Annotated in this window: 21 protein-coding genes; 10 read left to right on the forward strand and 11 right to left on the reverse strand. The window is 40.2% G+C overall.

The genetic code is table 11. The features are described 5' to 3' along the window. The first annotated feature begins 119 nt into the window (after positions 1-119). The 3 genes from coaBC to ACUXV0_RS00720 are packed head-to-tail and all read left to right on the forward strand — an operon-like array spanning position 120 to position 3,000. Entirely contained in the window at positions 120-1,322 is a 1,203-nt protein-coding gene (gene coaBC, locus ACUXV0_RS00710; RefSeq protein WP_446192828.1) for a bifunctional phosphopantothenoylcysteine decarboxylase/phosphopantothenate--cysteine ligase CoaBC, read from the forward strand. Then, positions 1,319-2,242, forward strand: a complete 924-nt coding sequence (gene porD, locus ACUXV0_RS00715) for a type IX secretion system protein PorD (RefSeq protein WP_446191134.1) — start codon at positions 1,319-1,321, stop codon at positions 2,240-2,242. The genes coaBC and porD overlap by 4 nt, the downstream gene beginning before the upstream one ends. An 11-nt stretch (positions 2,243-2,253) precedes the next feature. After that, positions 2,254-3,000: an SDR family NAD(P)-dependent oxidoreductase gene (locus tag ACUXV0_RS00720; RefSeq protein WP_446191135.1), complete on the forward strand. Its 747-nt coding sequence runs from the start codon at positions 2,254-2,256 to the stop codon at positions 2,998-3,000. 14 nt (positions 3,001-3,014) lie between these two features. Here the strand turns inward: ACUXV0_RS00720 and ACUXV0_RS00725 are convergent, their stop codons facing one another. The 3 genes from ACUXV0_RS00725 to ACUXV0_RS00735 all read right to left on the reverse strand — a co-directional run bounded on the left by ACUXV0_RS00725 (position 3,015) and on the right by ACUXV0_RS00735 (position 5,722). Continuing rightward, the gene (locus ACUXV0_RS00725) at positions 3,015-4,058 is read right to left on the reverse strand and encodes a 6-bladed beta-propeller (protein ID WP_446191136.1); all 1,044 of its coding nucleotides are present in this window, start codon (positions 4,056-4,058) and stop codon (positions 3,015-3,017) included. An 88-nt stretch (positions 4,059-4,146) separates the two neighbouring features. Next, the gene (locus ACUXV0_RS00730; RefSeq protein WP_446191137.1) at positions 4,147-4,914 is read right to left on the reverse strand and encodes an NYN domain-containing protein; all 768 of its coding nucleotides are present in this window, start codon (positions 4,912-4,914) and stop codon (positions 4,147-4,149) included. A gap of 43 nt (positions 4,915-4,957) precedes the next feature. Further along, positions 4,958-5,722, reverse strand: coding sequence for a class I SAM-dependent methyltransferase (locus ACUXV0_RS00735; RefSeq protein WP_446191138.1), 765 nt, complete (start codon positions 5,720-5,722; stop codon positions 4,958-4,960). Between the two features lie 159 nt (positions 5,723-5,881). Between ACUXV0_RS00735 and ACUXV0_RS00740 the strand changes: the two genes are divergently transcribed. Continuing rightward, positions 5,882-6,202 carry a hypothetical protein gene (locus ACUXV0_RS00740; protein WP_446191139.1) on the forward strand — a complete coding sequence of 107 codons (321 nt, stop codon included), beginning with the start codon at positions 5,882-5,884 and terminating at the stop codon, positions 6,200-6,202. Between the two features lie 61 nt (positions 6,203-6,263). Here ACUXV0_RS00740 and ACUXV0_RS00745 read toward each other — a convergent pair whose 3' ends face one another. Further along, the gene (locus ACUXV0_RS00745) at positions 6,264-6,407 is read right to left on the reverse strand and encodes a hypothetical protein (RefSeq protein ID WP_446191140.1); all 144 of its coding nucleotides are present in this window, start codon (positions 6,405-6,407) and stop codon (positions 6,264-6,266) included. A gap of 129 nt (positions 6,408-6,536) precedes the next feature. Between ACUXV0_RS00745 and hisS the strand changes: the two genes are divergently transcribed. From hisS to ACUXV0_RS00770, 5 genes are read left to right on the forward strand one after another with little or no spacing between them, the layout of a single operon-like run. After that, positions 6,537-8,036 (forward strand): histidine--tRNA ligase, encoded by a 1,500-nt coding sequence (gene hisS / locus ACUXV0_RS00750; RefSeq protein ID WP_446191141.1) that lies wholly within the window; start codon positions 6,537-6,539, stop codon positions 8,034-8,036. Beyond that, on the forward strand, positions 8,029-9,066 hold the full coding sequence (mltG, locus tag ACUXV0_RS00755) for an endolytic transglycosylase MltG (protein ID WP_446191142.1): 1,038 nt from the start codon (positions 8,029-8,031) through the stop codon (positions 9,064-9,066). The genes hisS and mltG overlap by 8 nt, the downstream gene beginning before the upstream one ends. Then, positions 9,066-9,476, forward strand: a complete 411-nt coding sequence (locus ACUXV0_RS00760; RefSeq protein ID WP_446191143.1) for an acyl-CoA thioesterase — start codon at positions 9,066-9,068, stop codon at positions 9,474-9,476. The genes mltG and ACUXV0_RS00760 overlap by 1 nt, the downstream gene beginning before the upstream one ends. Continuing rightward, the gene (locus ACUXV0_RS00765; protein ID WP_446191144.1) at positions 9,473-10,408 is read left to right on the forward strand and encodes a YihY/virulence factor BrkB family protein; all 936 of its coding nucleotides are present in this window, start codon (positions 9,473-9,475) and stop codon (positions 10,406-10,408) included. The genes ACUXV0_RS00760 and ACUXV0_RS00765 overlap by 4 nt, the downstream gene beginning before the upstream one ends. A 9-nt stretch (positions 10,409-10,417) precedes the next feature. After that, complete coding sequence (locus tag ACUXV0_RS00770; protein ID WP_446191145.1) at positions 10,418-10,870, forward strand: GNAT family N-acetyltransferase; 453 nt, start codon at positions 10,418-10,420, stop codon at positions 10,868-10,870. Here ACUXV0_RS00770 and ACUXV0_RS00775 read toward each other — a convergent pair whose 3' ends face one another. The 7 genes from ACUXV0_RS00775 to ACUXV0_RS00805 all read right to left on the reverse strand — a co-directional run bounded on the left by ACUXV0_RS00775 (position 10,871) and on the right by ACUXV0_RS00805 (position 18,512). Further along, the gene (locus tag ACUXV0_RS00775) at positions 10,871-12,478 is read right to left on the reverse strand and encodes a CotH kinase family protein (RefSeq protein ID WP_446191146.1); all 1,608 of its coding nucleotides are present in this window, start codon (positions 12,476-12,478) and stop codon (positions 10,871-10,873) included. Between the two features lie 98 nt (positions 12,479-12,576). Further along, complete coding sequence (locus tag ACUXV0_RS00780) at positions 12,577-13,116, reverse strand: hypothetical protein (RefSeq protein ID WP_446191147.1); 540 nt, start codon at positions 13,114-13,116, stop codon at positions 12,577-12,579. 216 nt (positions 13,117-13,332) lie between these two features. Beyond that, complete coding sequence (rny, locus tag ACUXV0_RS00785) at positions 13,333-14,898, reverse strand: ribonuclease Y (protein ID WP_446191148.1); 1,566 nt, start codon at positions 14,896-14,898, stop codon at positions 13,333-13,335. A gap of 63 nt (positions 14,899-14,961) precedes the next feature. Then, entirely contained in the window at positions 14,962-15,249 is a 288-nt protein-coding gene (locus ACUXV0_RS00790; protein WP_446191149.1) for a cell division protein ZapA, read from the reverse strand. 19 nt (positions 15,250-15,268) lie between these two features. After that, positions 15,269-15,658, reverse strand: coding sequence for a hypothetical protein (locus ACUXV0_RS00795; protein WP_446191150.1), 390 nt, complete (start codon positions 15,656-15,658; stop codon positions 15,269-15,271). Continuing rightward, entirely contained in the window at positions 15,658-18,081 is a 2,424-nt protein-coding gene (gene pheT, locus ACUXV0_RS00800) for a phenylalanine--tRNA ligase subunit beta (protein WP_446191151.1), read from the reverse strand. Before pheT ends, ACUXV0_RS00795 begins: the two co-directional genes overlap by 1 nt. A 53-nt stretch (positions 18,082-18,134) precedes the next feature. Next, positions 18,135-18,512 carry a hypothetical protein gene (locus ACUXV0_RS00805; protein WP_446191152.1) on the reverse strand — a complete coding sequence of 126 codons (378 nt, stop codon included), beginning with the start codon at positions 18,510-18,512 and terminating at the stop codon, positions 18,135-18,137. Positions 18,513-18,801: 289 nt separating this feature from the next. Between ACUXV0_RS00805 and recA the strand changes: the two genes are divergently transcribed. Then, positions 18,802-19,842, forward strand: a complete 1,041-nt coding sequence (gene recA, locus ACUXV0_RS00810) for a recombinase RecA (protein ID WP_446191153.1) — start codon at positions 18,802-18,804, stop codon at positions 19,840-19,842. Positions 19,843-19,863 lie beyond the last annotated feature (21 nt).

Consider the following 19,863-nt stretch of genomic DNA (forward strand, 5'->3'; position numbering starts at 1 on the left):
TCTAAAACTACCGAAATAATTTAAAAGATGTTTGATACCCTGTGGTCTACTGCCATTTTGCATGATTATTGGATTACCTTTCTAAAGGTGTATTTTTGCTCAGATCGATAAACAATAGCATAGTGCTAAAGAATAAAAAAGTACTTCTGGGAGTTACAGGAAGCATTTCTGCTTATAAAGCCGCTTTTCTGGTTCGCTTATTAATTAAGGCCGAAGCTGAGGTGAAAGTGGTCATGACAGAGGCTGCCAAAGAATTTATTTCTCCTCTGACGCTCAGCACACTTTCAAAGAATCCGGTACTCTCAGATTTTACCAAGGGGGCAAATGGAGAATGGAATAATCATGTAGACTTAGGTTTGTGGGCAGATCTCATGCTCATTGCACCGGCATCTGCCAATACTCTTGCTAAATGTGCTCATGGACTGTGTGATAACTTGCTTATCGCCACTTATTTGTCGGCCAAATGCCCGGTAGTTTTTGCCCCGGCCATGGATTTGGATATGTACAAGCATGGGAGCACATTAAAGAATTTAAACACTCTTCAGGAATTCGGTAACCTAATTATTGAAGCAGAAAGTGGTGAATTGGCCAGTGGATTAGTAGGGCAGGGTAGATTAGCTGAGCCTGAAGCCATTCTTGAGTTTTTGAAGAATCACTTCACTAAGAATTCTGATTTTGAAGATAAGCGAGTTGTGATTACAGCAGGCCCAACTGTAGAGTCTATTGACCCGGTGCGTTTTATTAGTAATCATTCGTCTGGTAAAATGGGGTATGCTATAGCCAATGCCTTTGTGAATGCTGGTGCAAAAGTTCATTTAGTGAGTGGCCCGGTTAATATTTCGGCACCGAAGGGGGTGGAATTGAAATCTGTAAAATCTGCTCAGGAGATGTTTGAAGCTACAAAAGAGCTTTTTGGTGGGGCAGATATCATTGTTTACGTTGCCGCAGTAGCTGATTATACGCCAGAGTCTGTTGCAGAGCAAAAACTCAAAAAGAGTGATGATGATTTGAGTATCAAACTGAAACGTACACTTGATATTGCCGGTACTTTAGGTAAACTAAAAACGAAGAACCAAATAGCGGTGGGCTTTGCCTTGGAGACCAATAATGCTAAAGAAAATGCTCTAGGTAAACTTGATCGCAAAAACCTTGATATGATCGTTCTCAATTCTTTACAAGATTCGGGAGCGGGCTTTCGTTATGATACCAATAAAGTGACTATTGTTCATAAAGGAGGAGATATGAAGGCTTTTGAATTGAAAACAAAAGATGAGGTGGCCCTGGATATCCTGAATGAAATAAAAACCATACAATCGAAATGAGATTTGTAAGCAGAATCATAAGTCTTTGCTGTTTAATGACCTTGGGTTTTCATAAACTCTCTGCACAAGAGTTAAATGCCCGAGTGGAGATCAATTATCAGCAAATGCAGTCCACCATTCAATATCAGCCAGGTTTATTCAAAGAAATGGAATCGCAGATTCAGCAGTTCATGAATAATACTCGTTGGACTGATGATATTTTTAATCAGGATGAGCGTATTGAGTGTCAATTGACCATTAATTTGATGCAATCAAGTACGCAAAATCTTTTTACCGGGAATGCCCGTTTTCAAGTGGCCAGGCCTGTATATGGTACCAATTATAATTCTGTAACCTTTCAATATATAGATAAGAACTTCAATTTCTCCTATCAGCCTGTAGAAAGGCAAATGGTATATAATGAGCAGGTATTTACCAGCCAGATTACCGAGTTAGCAGCATATTATAGTTTGATGGCTTTGGCGGTTGATTATGATTCATTTAGTGAGCTTGGTGGTTCACCGCATTTGTCTCGACTATTTAATTTGCTTCAGCTGGCCCAAGCTACTCGTACTCCTGGCTGGACACAAGATGACAAAGCACAGCGTAACAGGTACTGGATTGTAGAGAATATGCAGAATCAGCAATTCTCCAGAATGCGAGAAGAATTTTACAAATACCACCGTCTTATTCTTGACGATTTTGGCAGGGATCCGGCTAAAGGTAGGAGTGAGACCTTAAAGTTTTTGGAGGTGGTGCAGAACATTGCTACACTAAGACCAAACTCTGTGTATATCAATGCGTTTTTTGACGCAAAAGCCCCTGAGTTTATCAATATCTTCTCAGAGGGGAGCCCTACAGAGCGTCAAAAAGCCTTTTTATTACTTTCAGGTCTGGATCCTGATAAAACAGAACAGTACAGAAAAATCATACAGGGATAAGCTAATCAACCATGAAAACAGCCTTAATTACAGGAGCCTCCAGTGGAATCGGAAAAGCTACGGCCATTGCTTTAGCAGAGAAAAACTTCAAATTGGTACTTTGCGGTAGACGTGAAGAAAAACTGAAGGAGCTTCAGGATAGCCTAAAGGTAGAGTCGACTATCTTGGTATTTGATGTTAGAGATCAAACTGCCGTGCAAAAAGCCATTGAGTCTTTACCTTCTGAATTCTCAAAAATTGATGTGCTGGTAAACAATGCTGGAAATGCTCATGGCTTTGGGTCTTTCGCAGAGGGCGAGCCAAGTGATTGGGATGCCATGATGGGTTCAAACGTGACGGGTTTAATGTATGTCACCAAAGCTATTTTGCCACAAATGATCAAAAACGGTGGTGGTCATGTGGTGAATCTTAGTTCTGTAGCCGGCAAACAAACCTATGCTAACGGAACCGTGTACTGTGCCACCAAAAAGGCAGTAGAGGCCATCAGTGAGGGTATTCGACTAGATCATACCAAGGATGGTATCAAAGTTACGAATATAGCTCCCGGGGCTGTAGAAACTGAGTTCTCAGAAGTTAGATTTAAAGGAGATAAAGAACGTGCCAAACAAGTCTATGCCGGTTTTGAACCTCTCTTGGCAGAAGACATAGCCGATGCGATTGCATACGCAGTATCAGTACCGGATCATGTCACCATAGCTGACATGATAATTTACGCCAAAGCACAGTCTGCACCAACCACAGTTTATAGAAATCAGTAAGGAAAGAATAAACCTTACACTCTTTCCAGTTTGATAGGATAAGTTTTCTTTGAGGCCCACTGAGCCACATAGATATTCTCATCGACGTCCACATAAACGTCATGAGGGTGCATGAACACAGACATAGGATCCTGCTTTTTCTGCTCTTCCAGTTTGCCGTTTTTATAACTAGGTTGCGAGCCTCCAGGCGTACTTACGACCTTATTCTTTTTGTCAACAATCTGTATGTAACCTGAAAACTCATTTGCTTCCGAGGTAGATCTGTAGACTGCTCCATAGAGGTTATTATTTCTCAGAACTGGCCTGCATATAAAACTGCCGGGCATGTCAATAGACTCTACATACGTGCCCTCCCTTGTAAATCTTTTCCAGCAGTTATCTTGTCTGGAAGTGATCAATAGTGTGTCTTTTTGACCTTTGCGTGTGTCGAAAAGCACTCCATGATTACAGTTGAATTGTTCATCTGCAGGGCCTTTTCCTCCAAAGTGACGAAGGTATTTTCCATGTTGATCATATACAATAACGTAATTGAGTCCATATCCATCTACCACATAAATGTCTCCATTATTGGGATCTATGGCTGTTTCGGTGGGTACAAATTGCTTCGGATAGTCGTATTTGCCTGTTTCTTTTGGATAGTCTATTTTGAAGATAACGTTCCCTTTGAGGTCAGTTTTGACCACTTGGCTTCTGGTATTATCGGCGATCAGCAAAAACTGATCAGACCCATCACCTCCAATAGTTAGACCATGGGCTCCAGGGTATGAGTTTCCCCAGCTCTCCAGCAGTTTACCTGACTTGTCGTAAATCAAGACGTTATTCTTTGTCTCGTCAGTTAAGAGTATTATTCTGCCCTTTGCATCTTCCACCATTTCATGGCAATTATTGACAGGGTTTTGTCCGGCATCCAGCATGCCCCAGTTCATCCGTACTTTGTACTGGTTACTATTATGACCAATGATAATTTCTTCTTTTTTGCCAAAACTTAGGCCTGGTGTCATCGCTCCAAGCATACCAGCTCCGGTAAGTTTTAAAGCAGTTCTTCTATTGAGGTACATAGGGTTGAATTTCTTTTTGATGAACTTAGGAAGAAGCTCAATAGAATGCAATAATTGTGGCTCAAAGGCCACTTTGTGAAGCCCAGACCTACCTCTTGCGTGAAGGTTTCTGTTGTTCTTTCACCTTTACGTAAATCAGTTTGTTATTCTTGTTCTTGGAATTATCCCTAAGTTCTACTTCAAATTGACCAATAGACTTTATCAAAGGTGTTAGTTTAGGGAAACCATAGTTTCTGGAGTCAAAATTCGGTTGTTTCTTTTGAAGCAGATTTCCGACATCACCCAGAAAAGCCCAACCATCTTCGTCAGATACATCATCAATTGTGGCCTGAATCAATTTGATGACTTTCGGGGTTATTTTATCAATTCCTCTTTTGGTATCAACGTTAGAAGTAGGCTCATTTTTGGCACCATCATTCCCTAGAATTTCTACATAGATAAAACGATCACAAGCGACGATAAACGGGTCAGGTGTTTTCTTTTCGCCTATTCCTATGACCAGCATTCCAGCCTCTCTTAACCTGGTGGCAAGTCGGGTGAAGTCACTATCGCTAGATACCAGACAGAAACCCTCTACTTTACCACTGTAAAGGATATCCATAGCATCAATGATCATAGCGGAGTCAGTGGCATTCTTTCCGGTGGTATAACTATACTGTTGTACAGGAGTAATGGCATTTTCCAGTAGAAGACTTTTCCATCTTGTCAGATGAGGTTTGGTCCAGTCGCCATAAATTCTTTTGATGGTAGGATTACCGTATTTCGTAATCTCCTCCATCATTTCTTTGGTATTGGCAGAGGGAATATTGTCTCCGTCTATCAGGACGGCAAGGTTAATGTTTTGAGATTCTGGCATAGCTCAATTTACGCAAACGGCAGCGTCCTTGCCCAAAAAATCCTTATTTCTCACAGAAGTAGATGATTTCTTCCATTGGTAAGGCATACCTTTTGGCTAATTGAGGGTCAATTTCATTGACATAATTATCTTCAGTTACCTTAAATCCGCCTTTAGCAAGTTCTTTGCCATAGTCTTGTCCAAATAATCTCAGGTGATCAGACTGTTTAAATACGCGTTCCCTTTCCCTTGGGTCGGTAATGCTCGGGTCTTCTATGGTATGAGGTAGTGCCATATCTTGTGGAGATTGCATAATGGCAAAACCGCCTGGTTTGAGCACTCTGTATAGTTCTTTTGTAGCGATGTCAAAATGCTCAACATGTTCTAAAACATGATTACAAAAGATAACATCAAAGGTGTTGTCATCAAATTGAATTTTCTCAATATCCATCTTGACCTTGGCCAATGGAGATTCGATGTCTGCAGTGATGTATTCGAGGTTAGGAAGTTCTTCAAAGCGGTCAATGAAACAATACTCAGGAGCCACGTGTAGCACCTTGGCTTTTTGCTCAAAGAAACGAGTCTTTTTTCTAAGGTAGAGATACATTAATCTGTGTCTCTCCAAGGCCAGACACGAAGGGCAAAGAGCATTTTCTCTGGGCTCAAGTCTTCCGTACGGCAGGAATTTTTTAAAAGTACCATTGCAGACGGTGCATTCTACATTGTCGCCACGCATAAACCCTGCATAGATTTTGAGAGGAATATGACTAAATAGCTGTAGGTATTTTCTAGGGACGAACCTGATCAGGAAGCTAATTATTTTTTTCATTGCTTATTCTTTGGCTCAGATGATAGGTAAAGATCAGAGACTTTCATATTCAAGCTAATTCTGGTGATTAACTAAGAAATTAAAGGCCTCAGTTTCTTTTGACTTTGGAAAGCGGTAAGTTTAAAAAGCCAAAAATAGAAATTAGTAAACGTTATTAAAATGCAAGAGCAAAAACAGCAGAGAAGCTGGTACAAAAAACTTAAGCTAAGTCAAAAATTTCAAATCAACACAGCAATAGGCTTTCTACTCATAGCAATTGGACTGCTTATTCTTACTATTACAGGTGAAGAGTTATTGTTCCATATTCATGCCAAACTTCATGCTGGTTTGGGCGTAGTCCTATCTTTAACTGGTCTTTGGTTTTATGGAATCGGTTTACGGTACAGAAACCAACTTGATGCCATCAGAATAGCTAGAAGAAACCGTGGTGGCTTCAGTAAAGGGAAGGGCAAAGGAGGCCCTAAAAAGAAACAGGTTTAAGGAAACGAAAAAAGCCTCAAACGGGCGTTTGAAGCTTTATATAATTTCGTAAGAAGTGTTCTTATTTGGCGAACTCAGCCTTAAGCTCTTCTACGTCCACTTTTTTGATTTCAGGCTTTTGCGTAAGACGCTTGATTTCAGCTTGCTTGTTATTAGCAACTGCTCTGTTTTTGCGGCCCTTTCTTTTTAATCTTGTAACTGCCATTTTACTATTAAGTTTAATCTTAAATCTGTCTTTCTCGAAAACGAGGTGCAAAGGTAGGGATTCTCTTTGCAATTGACAATGTTTAATCAAGAATAACCTTACTTTTGTGCCTGAATTTTAATTGTATTTATGTCAAAACCCAGTTTAGCAAGAGGTACACGCGATTTTGGCCCGGAGGTAATGGCTAGAAGAACTTATATTCTAGAGGCCATAAAGTCGGTTTTTAAGAAGTTTGGTTTTTTGCCATTAGAAACTCCTTCTATTGAAAACCTGTCTGTTTTAATGGGAAAATATGGTGACGAGGGTGACCAACTCCTATTTAAAATTCTGAATTCAGGGGATTTTCTGAAAAAGGTTAAACCAGCTGATATTGAGGCAGGTGCTAAGGCAGTTTTACCTAAAGTGGCTGAAAAGGGCTTAAGGTATGACCTTACGGTTCCTTTCGCACGCTTTGTAGCGATGAACCGTCATGATTTGGTCATGCCGTTTAAACGTTTTCAGGTGCAGCCTGTATGGCGTGCTGATCGTCCTCAAAAAGGTAGATATAGAGAGTTCTATCAATGTGACGCCGATGTTGTCGGTACCGATTCTTTGCTTTGTGAAGCAGAGATTATTCTTATGCTTCATGAAGTTTTTGATGCATTGCAATTAAATGACTTTACTGTCAAAATGAACAATAGAAAGGTTTTGACAGGGATAGCTGAGGCAATCGGAGCAGATGGAAAAGAATCTGAGCTTTGCGTGGCTATTGATAAGTTGGATAAAATTGGACAAGAAAGGGTTCTCAATGAACTTAGCCTAAAAGGTTTTCACCAAGAATCATTGGATAAGTTGAGTCCGTTTCTCAACTCGGCAATTGTTCCATCTATTGCCGAGATGTTAGTACAAACCGAAGTTAAAGAGAAGAATGAAAGTTATTTAGAAAGTGGTATGTCTCAGGAAGAGATTGACATTTTGAATGAAGTTTATTATTCAGAAACTTATCTCCAGCCCTTCAATCAAAAGGTTTTAGAAGAGTTGAAAAAACTTTTAGAAAATTCAAGTATTGGTCAAAAAGGTATACAAGAATTAGAGGAAGTATTTAGAAAAGTTGAATTGTTAGAGCTTAGAAATTCAAAAGTTACGCTGGATTTAACTTTGGCCAGAGGTCTAAGCTACTATACAGGAGCTATTTTTGAGGTGAAGGCCGGTGGCGTTCAGATTGGAAGTATTTCTGGTGGAGGCCGTTATGATAATCTGACAGGTACTTTTGGTTTACCAGATGTATCGGGGGTAGGTATCTCTTTTGGCGTGGATAGAATCTATGATGTTTTGGATGAATTGGATTTATTCCCTGCTTCCACTACTGAGAGCACCAAAGTACTCCTGATTAGTTTCGATGAGGAGTCATTAAAAGCTTGTTTGCCATTATTGAGTCAAATTAGGAAGGCAGGAATCTCCGCAGAGTTGTATCCTTCTAACGTTAAACTCAAAAAGCAGTTTGATTATGCTAATAAAAAAGGAATCCCGTATGTAATGGTTGTGGGTTCTGAAGAAATAAAGCTTCAAAAATACAGTTTAAAAGATATGGAAAGTGGTGAGCAGGATCATCACTCTATCAACGAAATAATTAACAAACTGAATGGCTAAGAATAATAAAGTTTTAGGCTATGCACTGGTGATTGTGTCTACGCTTGTGGCCACATTTGCCTTTTACTTTTGGCAGGTCGTTAAGAGCCCAAATATCAATGTGGATGCCGAAGAAGACGCCGTATTATACATTCCTAAAGGAGCGGTTTATCAAACCGTAGTAGATAGCCTAAATAAGCAAGAGCTTATTCATGATCAGATTAGCTTTGGCTTTTTAAGCAAGTTCATGGAGTACCGTGAAAAGGTAAAGCCAGGTAGATATGTTATCCCTCCAAATTCATCGAATAAAACCATACTCTCCAAGCTGAGATCTGGAGACCAAGACGAGGTGAAGCTGACTTTCAATAATATCAGGACTAAAAGTGAGCTAGCTGAAAAGTTGGCGGCCAATATGGCGATAGATCAGGAAAAGCTGCTGAAGATGCTGAATGATCCTGAGGTGACTCAAAAATACGGCTTTAGTACTAATGAGGTCATGAGCATGTTTTTGCCAGACACCTATTTCATGTGGTGGACGCTCTCAGAAGAAGAGTTTATGGACAGAATGAAATATGAATATGACCAATTCTGGACAGATGAAAGAAAAGCGAAAGCACAGAAAACAGGGATGAATCCGGTAGAGGTGAGTACAATGGCCAGTATAGTGCAGAGTGAAAGTAATATGGCAGATGAGCAGCCCATAATAGCTGGTTTATATGTCAATAGAATTAAGAGAGGTATTCCTTTGCAAGCAGACCCAACCGTGAAATTTGCTGTTGGAGATTTTACATTGAGACGTATTTTGAATAAACACCTAACAGTAGATTCTCCATACAATACCTACAAAATCAAGGGCTTGCCTCCGGGACCTATTGCTTTGCCAGAGAAAAGAACCATTGATGCTGTTTTGAATTATAAAGAGCATAACTACTTGTACTTCTGTGCTAAAGAAGACTTTTCTGGTTACCATAACTTTGCCACCACTCTTGCAGAACATAATGCAAATGCCCGTAGATTTCACAGGGCATTGAATCAAAGAGGAATAAAATAATGTACACTTTTGATACCCCTTACAGGGTAAGGTACGCCGATACCGATAAAATGGGCTTCATGTATTACGGGCATTATTCAAAGCTTTATGAAATAGCCCGTGTAGAGTCATTGAGGAGTCTTGGCATCAGATATAAAGACATGGAGGACGCCGGCATTATCATGCCGGTGGTTCAGAATAATTCCAGATATATTGCCCCGGCAAAGTATGATGACTTACTCAATATCAGGCTATATCTCAAAAAAATGCCTGACAGAAAGGTTATATTTGAATATGAGATTTTCAATGAAGAGGAAATCTTAATTCATAAAGGGGAAACCATCCTGGTATTTATGGACGTGGCTAAGCAAAAAGTGATAGATACTCCAGCCAATGTCAAGGATGCCCTGAAACCGTTTTTTGAAGGATGAAATTAAGAGAAATGAGTGGTGTAAAAAGGGTAGAGCGTTTTCTACGCTCCATCTACCTTTGGGATACCACGGTTTCGCTTTACCATGTGCTTAGTATCCTTTGGAAAAAGATCATAACCTTTGATATTGATCAAAGGGCAGCGGCTGTTTCTTTCTCTCTTTTACTGGCCATTTTTCCGTCGGTGATTTTCTTATTTACCCTTATTCCGTATATCCCTATTCGGAATCTGGATACCCAAATCATGGACTTTTTGGCCACCATAATTCCCTCAGGAATTTATGAGACTGCAGCCAATACCATACAGGATATTGTAAGTAGGAGACGGGTAGATGTACTTTCTTTCGGTTTTTTGTTTGCCCTTTATGCCGCCACCAACGGTATGATGGCCCTTATGAGGGCCTTCAATATTGCCTTGGATGAAGAGAAGCAAAGCAGAAGTTTCCTTAAGGCCAGATGGATCGCTCTTTTACTTACCGTTAGTTTAGTGGTGGTTATGCTATCGGCAATAGTTGTGCTGATTGTTGGTAAGTTTGTGATCAGTTACCTCTTTGAACTCGGATGGTTAAATGAGGACTTTAACTACTATATGGTTGAAACCTTAAGGTACTTGTCTATCTTTTTGATTTTCTTCTTGGGGATAAGTAGTTTGTATTACTTCGCTCCCGCAATAGACAGAAGAATTCGTTTTTTTAATCTTGGTGCTTTTTTCTCAAGTGTACTTTGTATTCTGGCTACCAATGGCTTCTCGTATTACCTGAGTAATTTCAATAGCTATAACAAGCTGTACGGCTCCATTGGTACGCTAATCGGTTTAATGGTCTGGATTTACCTGATCTCATTGATCATCATATTGGGTTTTGAGATCAATACAAGTTTGCGTCTGGCTTTAGAAATGGAGCATGAGATGTTTGAAGAAGAAGATGTTGCTTAATTGAAAAGAATGAAGCTGAACTGGAAACTCAAATCATGGGAAGAACTAACAAAAGATGAACTCTATGAATTGTTGGCTCTACGGTCAGAGGTTTTTGTTGTGGAACAAGACTGCGTTTTTCAGGATATGGACTTTAAGGATCAAGCAGCCTTACATCTCTTAGGTTTAGATGAAGAAGGTGTAGTACGGGCTTACAGTCGCCTCTATGATAAAGATCAATACTACGAGGGGCATCAATCTATTGGAAGAATTGTAACGCATGGAGCTACCAGAAAGCATGGTTATGGTGAAGAACTCCTAACGGTTTCTATCAAAGAATGTGAGGAAGCTTTTGGAGAAGGTTCTATCAAGATAGGTGCTCAAAAATACCTGGTACGATTTTATGAGAAATTTGGCTTCAAAGAGGTTGGTGAAGACTATATCGAAGATGGGATTCCTCACTGTATCATGATCAGAGGCTAATTATTGTCGTACCAATTTCCGGGAGATACTCTTTCCTCCTGCATTTATTCTAAGTACAAACATTTCCTGATGCATTTGCGGCTGATCGAACCTCAAATTGACCACAGAATTATATTTAGTTAGTTTTTTTGTCTCAGAAATTATCAGTTTCCCTTGAGAGTTAAAAACTTGTATTTCTAAAGGTGATTCGTTTTCAAAGTTATTGAAATCAAGTGTAAGGCCATTGGTAAATGGATTTGGGTAGGCGTTAATATCCACCATTAATTCGTCTTCTACAGCCAAAATCTGTACTTCTCTTGGCAAGTTTTCGTCAAGCCATTTAAGCCTGTTACTGATCCAGTTTTTGAGTTCTGTTACCTCACCTTCCCAATTTTCCGCTATCGGGCTTGGAGATGGCCAGACGTAGGTGCCCAGAATAGGCCAGCGTTCAAAATTTCTCTGCTGAGGCATGCGAATGGTTTCTGCAATTTCATCAACCAAGCCCATTAGATTGGCTTCATTCAAAATGCCATCTTTTCTTAGATTGTCATACTCTAATCGCATTAAACTGATAAACTCCGGATCTTGCAGAAACTTCTCCCACCAGAAAGGTACCAGCCAGTAGTCATTGGGACAGACTTTATTAAAATCATAGGAAAAGCCCGTATAAAGCCAGCCTTCGCAGTAATCGGCGTTGCCGTAAGAAATATCATAATCCCAAGGTGGTCCCATTTTCAGTCGACCACCCTTGCTATCCTTGTCTTTATACAAGAATGTAGAGATACGGTATCCATCTACATTTTTGGCTACTTCATTGATAAGCGTTACCTGCACAAAGCTTTTCAAGTCTATAAACTTCTTATAGCCATCATCATCTTTTGGGTTTAATGAGTAAAGTGCATCTTCAAAGTCTGTAATATAATCTCTGATGTATGATTTTTGATTTGCTGTAATATTGTTTGGGTACTCGTAGAAAAAGTTAGTTCTATTGGAGTAAGGATCTATATTTCCATAATTAGAGCTCCAGCTTCCTTGGCTAGACCCAGTGTTCTTGTCAATTTTTACAATGTAGCCTCCCGTCAGGTCATGGCCACTTTCTTCATCTTCTGTGAGCTTTGCAATATCCACACGGCCTTTATCTCTTTTGACTTTCTCCATGAGTACATAGACACCTTCATAATTGCCGTTCAGGTATAATTCCACATATTTCGTTCTGCTTGCATAAAGTCCCATTTCACGAGCCATACGCATGGTCAAAACATTATGCATCAAGCTTTTTTCATTGTAAGAAGCAAATAATATCCAGTCGCTTTCTTCTGGCCAACCAAAAAATGATACGGCCAGATCTTCATTATTATCATCCCAGGTTTCAAAACCATAGGGCTTCTTTGGGAATTGTTGAGAAGAAGAACCTCTATATTCAATGCCGATTGCTCCTTCAAAAACCGCTGAGTCAGAAGTGCTGTTCGTTTGTCCATCACCATTATCAATAAGCTTCAATGACGCTCTGATCTTTGGCTCATCTACCACTTGGCTACCTTGGGTGTCAATCATCAGAATTGGCAGCGTACTAAGCTCTTGAGCAAGAGCCGTGAAACTGAAAAGGAGGGCAACCAAAGTTAATTTCATTAGGGTATTCTAAAAGTGATTGAATTACAATGATACATAAAAAAACGACCACCCTTGTTTAAGGATGGTCGCTGCTAGTTTTCAAGACTAAGTTGTGTTTATCTTAAATCTCTTTTGATAAAGTCCTTTTCTGTGATACCAAAGGTTTCAGTAATGGCGTCATAGTCTTTTGAGGCCAATCTACCCGTCTCAAGGAATTCTGCCGGTACTACTACCACTCTAAAAATTTGCTCATTAAGGTACACCGGGTCTACCGTTGAGAAGTCTTCTACAGTTCCATCAAGAAATATGGAAAAATCTGCCTGAGTGAAATCGTAATTATAAGTTAAAAGGCCACTATTTAAATAAGCCGTTTGTGGTAGCGGACGCCAAACTTCAGTGCCATCTTCCAGTTGATCCCAAAGGACATAAATTAGAGGTACATCTGCAGGGAATACGTCAAAACCAAAGCTTTCAACAATTCCAAAATCATTAGCTGGAGTAAAATCTACAATTAACTCGATGGCTGAGGCGTAAACAAGACCACCATCCTGACCTTGAGGACCTTGTGGTCCTTGAGGGCCAACGGGACCTGCCGGGCCTGAACAAGAACTTAAAGCAAAGACTAATGCGGAGAAGAGAACCAATATCTTTTTCATAGCGTGTATATGTTTTAGGTTTTAAATTTCAATTATGCTTTTTAGATGTAAGAAACAGAGCAAAGGTTGACAAACGGGCTTAAAAAAAACTTAACTTAAGCTTCTGTTAACAAATGTCAAACTGACGTTTCTTTGACTCAATAAACTTAAATCAAAGAGATTATACTAAAAACGCCCCGGAGTACCGAGGCGTTTAATTTTTGATCATTATAATTTCTATTTAGCAAATGCCACAGATCTCATCTCTCTGATAACCGTTACTTTGATCTGTCCCGGGTACTGCATTTCCTTCTCTATCTTCTGGGAGATATTATGCGATAGCATTCCGGCTGCATCATCAGAAGTACTTTCTGCATCTACAATCACACGAAGTTCTCTACCAGCCTGAATTGCGTAGCATTTCTCCACACCATCAAAATTAAGAGCAAGGTCTTCCAGATCTTGTAGACGCTGAACATACGAGTTCATCATTTCTCTTCTGGCACCTGGTCTTGATCCGCTAATGGCGTCACAAACCTGTATTACCGGTGAAATCATGGCAGTCATTTCAATCTCATCGTGGTGGGCACCAATGGCATTACAAACCTCAGGATGCTCCTTGTATTTTTTGGCAAGCTCCATCCCTAGAATTGCGTGGGGAAGATCAGACTCTTCATTATACACTTTTCCGATATCGTGAAGAAGCCCTGCACGTTTAGCCAGTTTAACATTAAAGCCCATCTCTGCAGCCATGGTGCCACATAGCTTAGCCACTTCTCTGGAGTGCTGCAGAAGGTTCTGACCATAGGAAGATCTGAATCGCATACGGCCCACCATCTTGATTAGTTCAGGATGAAGCCCATGAATACCTAAATCAAGTACAGTTCTTTCGCCTATCTCAATGATCTCATTATCGATTTCTTTTCTGGTTTTATTCACTACCTCTTCAATTCTGGCAGGGTGAATTCTACCATCTTGTACCAGGCGGTGAAGAGCTAGTCTGGTCACCTCTCTTCTTACGGGGTCAAAACTTGAGATGACGATAGCCTCGGGAGTATCATCGACAATAATCTCTGCACCAGTGGCAGCTTCCAGGGCTCTGATATTTCTACCCTCTCTACCGATGATCTTTCCTTTGATTTCATCGCTCTCAATATTGAAAACAGAAACACAGTTTTCGATCGCTTGCTCAGCGGCAGTTCTTTGAATGGTTTGAATGACAATCTTCTTCGCCTCTTTGGTAGCGGTCATTTTTGCTTCTTCTATGCTACTTTTAACATATGAAGATGCTTTTGCCTCTGCTTCAGCTTTGAGGGCGTCCATGAGCTGCTCTTTGGCCTGATCAGCAGACAGACCCGAGATTTTCTCCAGCTGGCTAACCTGATCAGCCAACATTTTCTCTGCTTCCTCTTTACGCTTGGTAGCGGCTTCCATTTGTGAGCCTAGCTTTTGCTTTAAAGAGTTAAGCTCATTCTCTTCTCGTTTATTCTTCTCCAGTAACTGCGAAGCCTGATTTTGCATCTGCTTCACTTTTTGCTCGTTCTGAATAATGATATTCTTCTTCTTTGAGGTTTCTTCTTCAAACTCAGATTTAAGCTTTAAGAAGTGCTCCTTGGCTTCCAGTTTACGATCACGCTTCACGCTTTCTGCCCGGTCTTTTGCATCTTTAAGAATTCTTTCTGCTTCTTTCTGAGCCTCCTCTTCATGATTTTGGACTTTCTTTTTAAGTAAAGACTGCCCTATAAAATAACCGATGGCAAGACCTGCTATGATCCCGACGGCTAAAAGTACATATTCTGACATGCTGTAGTTGTTTTGTGATTTTGTCGGAATATTGCCTGAAAAAGAGGGAAAATAAGGAAGGCGTTATTGATCTAGTCTGCCATTAATCTGGTTTACCCTATCATTGACCTCTTCCTGAAGTCTCTGGTAGTTTCGGTATGCCTGTAAAGCATCCACCATAGCCTCTATAGCTACAGTGGTAACTAAAACTTCTGAACTGGCCGAGGCACCATATTTATTCTGCAGCTCAGCTAGTTTTTCGTTTATTTTAATGGCTGCTTCTCTAAAGAAAGGTTCGTCATCTTTGGCCACTATAAACGGGATGGTTTCTCCGTTTACTTTCAGATTGGCTTTGACTTTGTTCGCCTCCATGGGTTAGAAAAGCTATTATTTATGTCTGTAATAAGCGTAGACATTCGTCTATTTCGCCTATCATCATCTGGATCAATTCTTTAACGTCAATCTCACTTACCTCTTCACTGTCAATATCCGATACAATCTTAGCGATTTTATTCTTAATTGTAAAATTTTGCTCTTCCAGAGCATCTACTAAACGAGCCTTCTTTTGGGCGGCTTCTCCTTCTCTTTTAAGAGCAGAAATCTGCTTTTTAAGACGCTCTTTTTCTTCTTTTAATTGTTCAAGTTCAAAGATCAGTCCTTTGTTTTCCTGATCTAGTGTTTTTACTTCTGCAATACGCTGCTCCACCTTGCCGGCCACCTTTTCAAGGCTGGCAAACATTCTGGCGTTTTCGTTATCAAAGTCAGCGTATTTCGTTGGCATTACCTTCTGATTTCTGCTCCTAATTCAGATTCAAAAACCTGAATTAAACGGTTCATGGTTTTGTCAATCTGCTTGTCGTTCAGTGTCTTTTGAGGGTCTTGGAGAGTGAAGCTGATAGCATATGACTTCTTACCTTCCCCCAAATTATCACCTTGATAAACATCAAAAACATTGACGGCTGTCAGTAGCTTGCGTTCGGTTTTCTCAGCTAAAGTTTTGATTTTGTCAAAACCTACCTCGCTATCCAGAACTAAAGACAGATCTCTTCTTACTGCCGGAAACTTCGGAATTTCTACAAAAGCTACCTCTTGAGAGAATTTCTTCAAGGCATAATCCCAGTCGATTTCAGCATAAAATACGTCCTGTTTTACTCCGGAGAATTTTGCATGCTGTGCTTTGACCTTACCAGCTACCGCTACAAGTTTATTATTCAACTTATAATTGATACCATAATCAAACCTTGGCTCTACAGCTTCTTCTGTACTCAGGTCATTTAGCCTCATTCCTCCCAATACTTTAGAAAGGATATTTTTCAAGGAGTAGAAATCGTTTTTAACAGACTTAGCTTGCCAGGTCTCTACCAGCTGATCACCTGTAAGCCAGATGCCCAAAACCTGATTCTCATAGTATTTGGTCTTGTCCTCATTGACCTTCTTACCATAAACCCTTCCGAATTCAAAGATTTTAAGGTCCTTGTTTCTACGGTTAATATTGTAAGCCAGGGTCTGTAAACCTGAGAATAGCAAGCTATTTCTCATCACAGAAAGGTCTTCATTCAAGGGATTTAACAATTGTACCTGAGAATCTTCAGACTCACCTAATGCTGCGTTTTGCGAAGGCTTGACAATGGACAAATTCTGTACCTCATAAAAGCCATTGGCCGCCATGAGTTCTGAAATCTTTAAACGCTGAAGGTCCGCTTCTACCGCAGGAAACTCAGAGATATAGTCAGAGGACAAATTTTCGCTAAGCTCAATATTGTCGAAACCGTAGATTCGTAAGATTTCTTCAACGATATCGGCTTCGCGAGTTACATCTACTCTGTATGGAGGTACAGAAAGGAGCATTGTGGTTTCACTCTCCTCCTTGATTTCGATGTCAAGTTTGGTTAAAATTTCTTTGATCAGACCTTTTGTCAATTCTTTGCCCAGTAAGCGATCAATGTTTTTGAATTTGACCGGTACTTCATGATTTTGGATTGCATTAGGATATTCCTCAAAGGCTTCAGCACAGATATCGCCACCGGCTAACTCCTGAACCAGAAGTGCGGCTAACTTAATGGCAAAAGGTGGCATATTAGGGTCTGTACCTCTTTCATATCTGAAACTCGCATCGGTTTTTAGACTGTGACGAGTAGCTGTGCCCCTGATCCAGTCCGGGTGAAAGTATGCTACTTCCAGAAATACGTTTTTAGTGTCATTAGTTACTCCTGACTCCTCACCGCCAAACACGCCGGCTATTCCTATCGGGCCGTTGGTATCACAGATGGCGAGGTCATTGCCATTCAGCTCTCTTTCCTGACCGTCTAGAGTTTTGATCTTCGTACCTTTCTCTGGTGCCTTTACAATAATCTTTTGACCTTTGATCTGATCGGCATCAAAAATATGCATTGGCTGCCCTAGAAAATGACAGATATAATTACTGATATCTACCAGGTTGTTGATGCTATTGACGCCTATGGTTCCTAAAAAGTCTTTCAGCCATTGCGGTGATTCTTTGACTTCCACACCTCTTATTTCTAAACCACAGAATCGTGGACAGGCCTCAGCATTTTCTACTTGCAGAGCAATGGTATTTTGAGCAGTGCCCAAAGCAAAATTCTCTACAGATGGTAAGGTAATATCCTTGTTTACAATTGCCTTGATATCTCTGGCAACTCCGAAATGAGAAGCAGCATCTGCACGGTTTGGCGTAAGCCCTATCTCAATACAATAATCTGAACTTAGGTTAAAGTATTCTGCTGCTGGTGTACCGTTGGCTTTGTCAGTATCCAGAACCATGATACCCGCATGAGATTGTCCCATACCGATTTCATCTTCGGCACAGATCATTCCCTGAGATAACTCACCTCTTATCTTTGATTTTTTGATTTTGAAAGGATCACCTTCTGATGGATATAATGTAGCCCCTACTACGGCAACGATGACCTTTTGGCCGGCAGCCACATTAGGTGCTCCGCAAACAATCTGCAGAAGCTCATCTGAACCTACATCTACGGTGGTACATTTCAGTTTATCAGCATTAGGATGGGGTTCACAGGTTTTTACTTCACCGATCACCAAACCTTCAAGGCCTCCGGGTACGGGCAATACCTCATTTAAACCTTCTACTTCAAGACCTGTAGCAGTTAAAAGTTTAGAAAGTTCTTCGGGGCTTTCGTTAAAATCAACAAGCGTTTTTAGTGCTTTGTAAGATATGAGCATTCTTTAGTACAGCTTCTGTTTTAGAATAAGCTGCAAAGATAGGAAAACTCGGTTTAGCCGTTTGTTTTATCCTTTAATTCTTCGGCTTTTTCCTGAACGAAGGTTTTGACATCATCAAATAGGAAAATTTTACCGAAGGCACCTACACCCACTGTTTTGTAGTCGCCTTTAATTTTCAGCTTAGTCAATGAGCAGATCTTCAGATCTTCAATTTTGACATTATTGTTCAGGTATTTCTCCATTGTGTTCAGACCAATAACATCACCCAGAAGAGCCCCAAGTTTTTTGATGTCATCACCAGAAATATCTTCATCGATGGAGCTGAGGTTTTCAACCTTCTCTTTCATGGCCTCCTGGTGTTTCTCAAGAGGAGGATTAGTAAAGACTCCAACAAGGGCAATGATGGCTAAAACTAAAAGGGTATTTCTCATAATAGGATCGCTTTCGTAATCAAACGTCAATGTTACAAAAAAATTGAATAGTCAGGTTTCGGGTGCTGATACGGCAATGAATTCTTTGCTGAAATTCATTCAGGTTAGTACTGTGATCTAAAATTTGTAGCAATAAGAGATTCGATTAACTGACTATTATTAAGGAGTTTAATTGCTTTTCGTTGTCTATTGCTAAAATACTTGGCAATTCTTTGCTAGTAAAATTTGCTATGATACAATATCTTTGTTCCCAGAAAAAACAATTCCCTAAAACGCTAACATTTTTATCATGGCAGAAGAGAATAAAGAAAAGTTAAAAATACTCCAGACAACAATCGACAAACTAGACAAGGCCTTTGGTAAAGGTACTGTCATGAGATTAAGTGATACCAATGTGCTTGATGTTCCTACTATCTCTACGGGTTCATTAGGACTTGATTTAGCATTAGGAGTTGGAGGTTTTCCCAGAGGAAGAATTGTTGAAATATACGGTCCTGAATCTTCAGGTAAAACCACTTTGGCGATGCACGCCATAGCAGAAGCTCAAAAGTCTGGCGGAATAGCAGCTATAGTAGATGCAGAGCATGCCTTTGATAGAATTTATGCAGAAAAATTGGGTATAGATACCGCCAATCTTTTGATCTCTCAGCCAGATTATGGGGAGCAAGCATTAGAAATTGCGGAGCATTTAATTTCCTCAGGGGCGATAGATATATGTGTGATTGACTCAGTGGCGGCATTGGTTCCTAAGGCCGAGCTTGAAGGTGATATGGGAGATAGCAAAATGGGTCTTCAGGCCAGGTTAATGTCTCAGGCTCTAAGAAAGCTTACAGGTACTATCAATAAAACCGGCTGTACATGTATTTTCATTAACCAGTTGCGTGACAAGATCGGTGTGATGTTTGGTTCTCCTGAAACTACCACAGGTGGTAACGCTTTGAAGTTCTACGCGTCTGTTCGTTTAGATATTAGAAGAATAGGTCAGATAAAAGATAGCAATGCCGAGGTGGTAGGTAACCGCACCAGAGTTAAAGTGGTGAAGAATAAAGTAGCACCTCCGTTTAAGGTAGTTGAGTTTGATATCATGTATGGTGAAGGTGTATCCAAGGCCGGTGAAGTTTTAGACCTGGCTGTAGATTTGGATGTGGTGAAGAAATCTGGTTCATGGTTCTCATACGGTGAAGATAGACTAGGCCAAGGTAGAGACTCGGTTAAAAATTTGATTAGAGATACTCCGGAGCTCATGGATGATCTTGAAGCGAAAATCAAAGAGACTGTTTCTGGTAATTCTGATGCTCTTATGGAAAAAGAATTAGGAAAGGAAGATTAAATTTGTCTAAAGTTTAGACGT

Source organism: Jiulongibacter sp. NS-SX5 (assembly GCF_052828545.1).

Excerpts from the sequence above, each read along its gene's own strand:
- porD (WP_446191134.1), top strand. The coding sequence starts at position 1,319 with ATGAGATTTGTAAGCAGAATCATAAGTCTTTGCTGTTTAATGACCTTG.
- ACUXV0_RS00720 (WP_446191135.1), top strand. The coding sequence starts at position 2,254 with ATGAAAACAGCCTTAATTACAGGAGCCTCCAGTGGAATCGGAAAAGCT.
- ACUXV0_RS00725 (WP_446191136.1), bottom strand. The coding sequence starts at position 4,058 with ATGTACCTCAATAGAAGAACTGCTTTAAAACTTACCGGAGCTGGTATG.
- ACUXV0_RS00730 (WP_446191137.1), bottom strand. The coding sequence starts at position 4,914 with ATGCCAGAATCTCAAAACATTAACCTTGCCGTCCTGATAGACGGAGAC.
- ACUXV0_RS00735 (WP_446191138.1), bottom strand. The coding sequence starts at position 5,722 with ATGAAAAAAATAATTAGCTTCCTGATCAGGTTCGTCCCTAGAAAATAC.
- ACUXV0_RS00740 (WP_446191139.1), top strand. The coding sequence starts at position 5,882 with ATGCAAGAGCAAAAACAGCAGAGAAGCTGGTACAAAAAACTTAAGCTA.
- ACUXV0_RS00745 (WP_446191140.1), bottom strand. The coding sequence starts at position 6,407 with ATGGCAGTTACAAGATTAAAAAGAAAGGGCCGCAAAAACAGAGCAGTT.
- hisS (WP_446191141.1), top strand. The coding sequence starts at position 6,537 with ATGTCAAAACCCAGTTTAGCAAGAGGTACACGCGATTTTGGCCCGGAG.
- mltG (WP_446191142.1), top strand. The coding sequence starts at position 8,029 with ATGGCTAAGAATAATAAAGTTTTAGGCTATGCACTGGTGATTGTGTCT.
- ACUXV0_RS00760 (WP_446191143.1), top strand. The coding sequence starts at position 9,066 with ATGTACACTTTTGATACCCCTTACAGGGTAAGGTACGCCGATACCGAT.
- ACUXV0_RS00765 (WP_446191144.1), top strand. The coding sequence starts at position 9,473 with ATGAAATTAAGAGAAATGAGTGGTGTAAAAAGGGTAGAGCGTTTTCTA.
- ACUXV0_RS00770 (WP_446191145.1), top strand. The coding sequence starts at position 10,418 with ATGAAGCTGAACTGGAAACTCAAATCATGGGAAGAACTAACAAAAGAT.
- ACUXV0_RS00775 (WP_446191146.1), bottom strand. The coding sequence starts at position 12,478 with ATGAAATTAACTTTGGTTGCCCTCCTTTTCAGTTTCACGGCTCTTGCT.
- ACUXV0_RS00780 (WP_446191147.1), bottom strand. The coding sequence starts at position 13,116 with ATGAAAAAGATATTGGTTCTCTTCTCCGCATTAGTCTTTGCTTTAAGT.
- rny (WP_446191148.1), bottom strand. The coding sequence starts at position 14,898 with ATGTCAGAATATGTACTTTTAGCCGTCGGGATCATAGCAGGTCTTGCC.
- ACUXV0_RS00790 (WP_446191149.1), bottom strand. The coding sequence starts at position 15,249 with ATGGAGGCGAACAAAGTCAAAGCCAATCTGAAAGTAAACGGAGAAACC.
- ACUXV0_RS00795 (WP_446191150.1), bottom strand. The coding sequence starts at position 15,658 with ATGCCAACGAAATACGCTGACTTTGATAACGAAAACGCCAGAATGTTT.
- pheT (WP_446191151.1), bottom strand. The coding sequence starts at position 18,081 with ATGCTCATATCTTACAAAGCACTAAAAACGCTTGTTGATTTTAACGAA.
- ACUXV0_RS00805 (WP_446191152.1), bottom strand. The coding sequence starts at position 18,512 with ATGAGAAATACCCTTTTAGTTTTAGCCATCATTGCCCTTGTTGGAGTC.
- recA (WP_446191153.1), top strand. The coding sequence starts at position 18,802 with ATGGCAGAAGAGAATAAAGAAAAGTTAAAAATACTCCAGACAACAATC.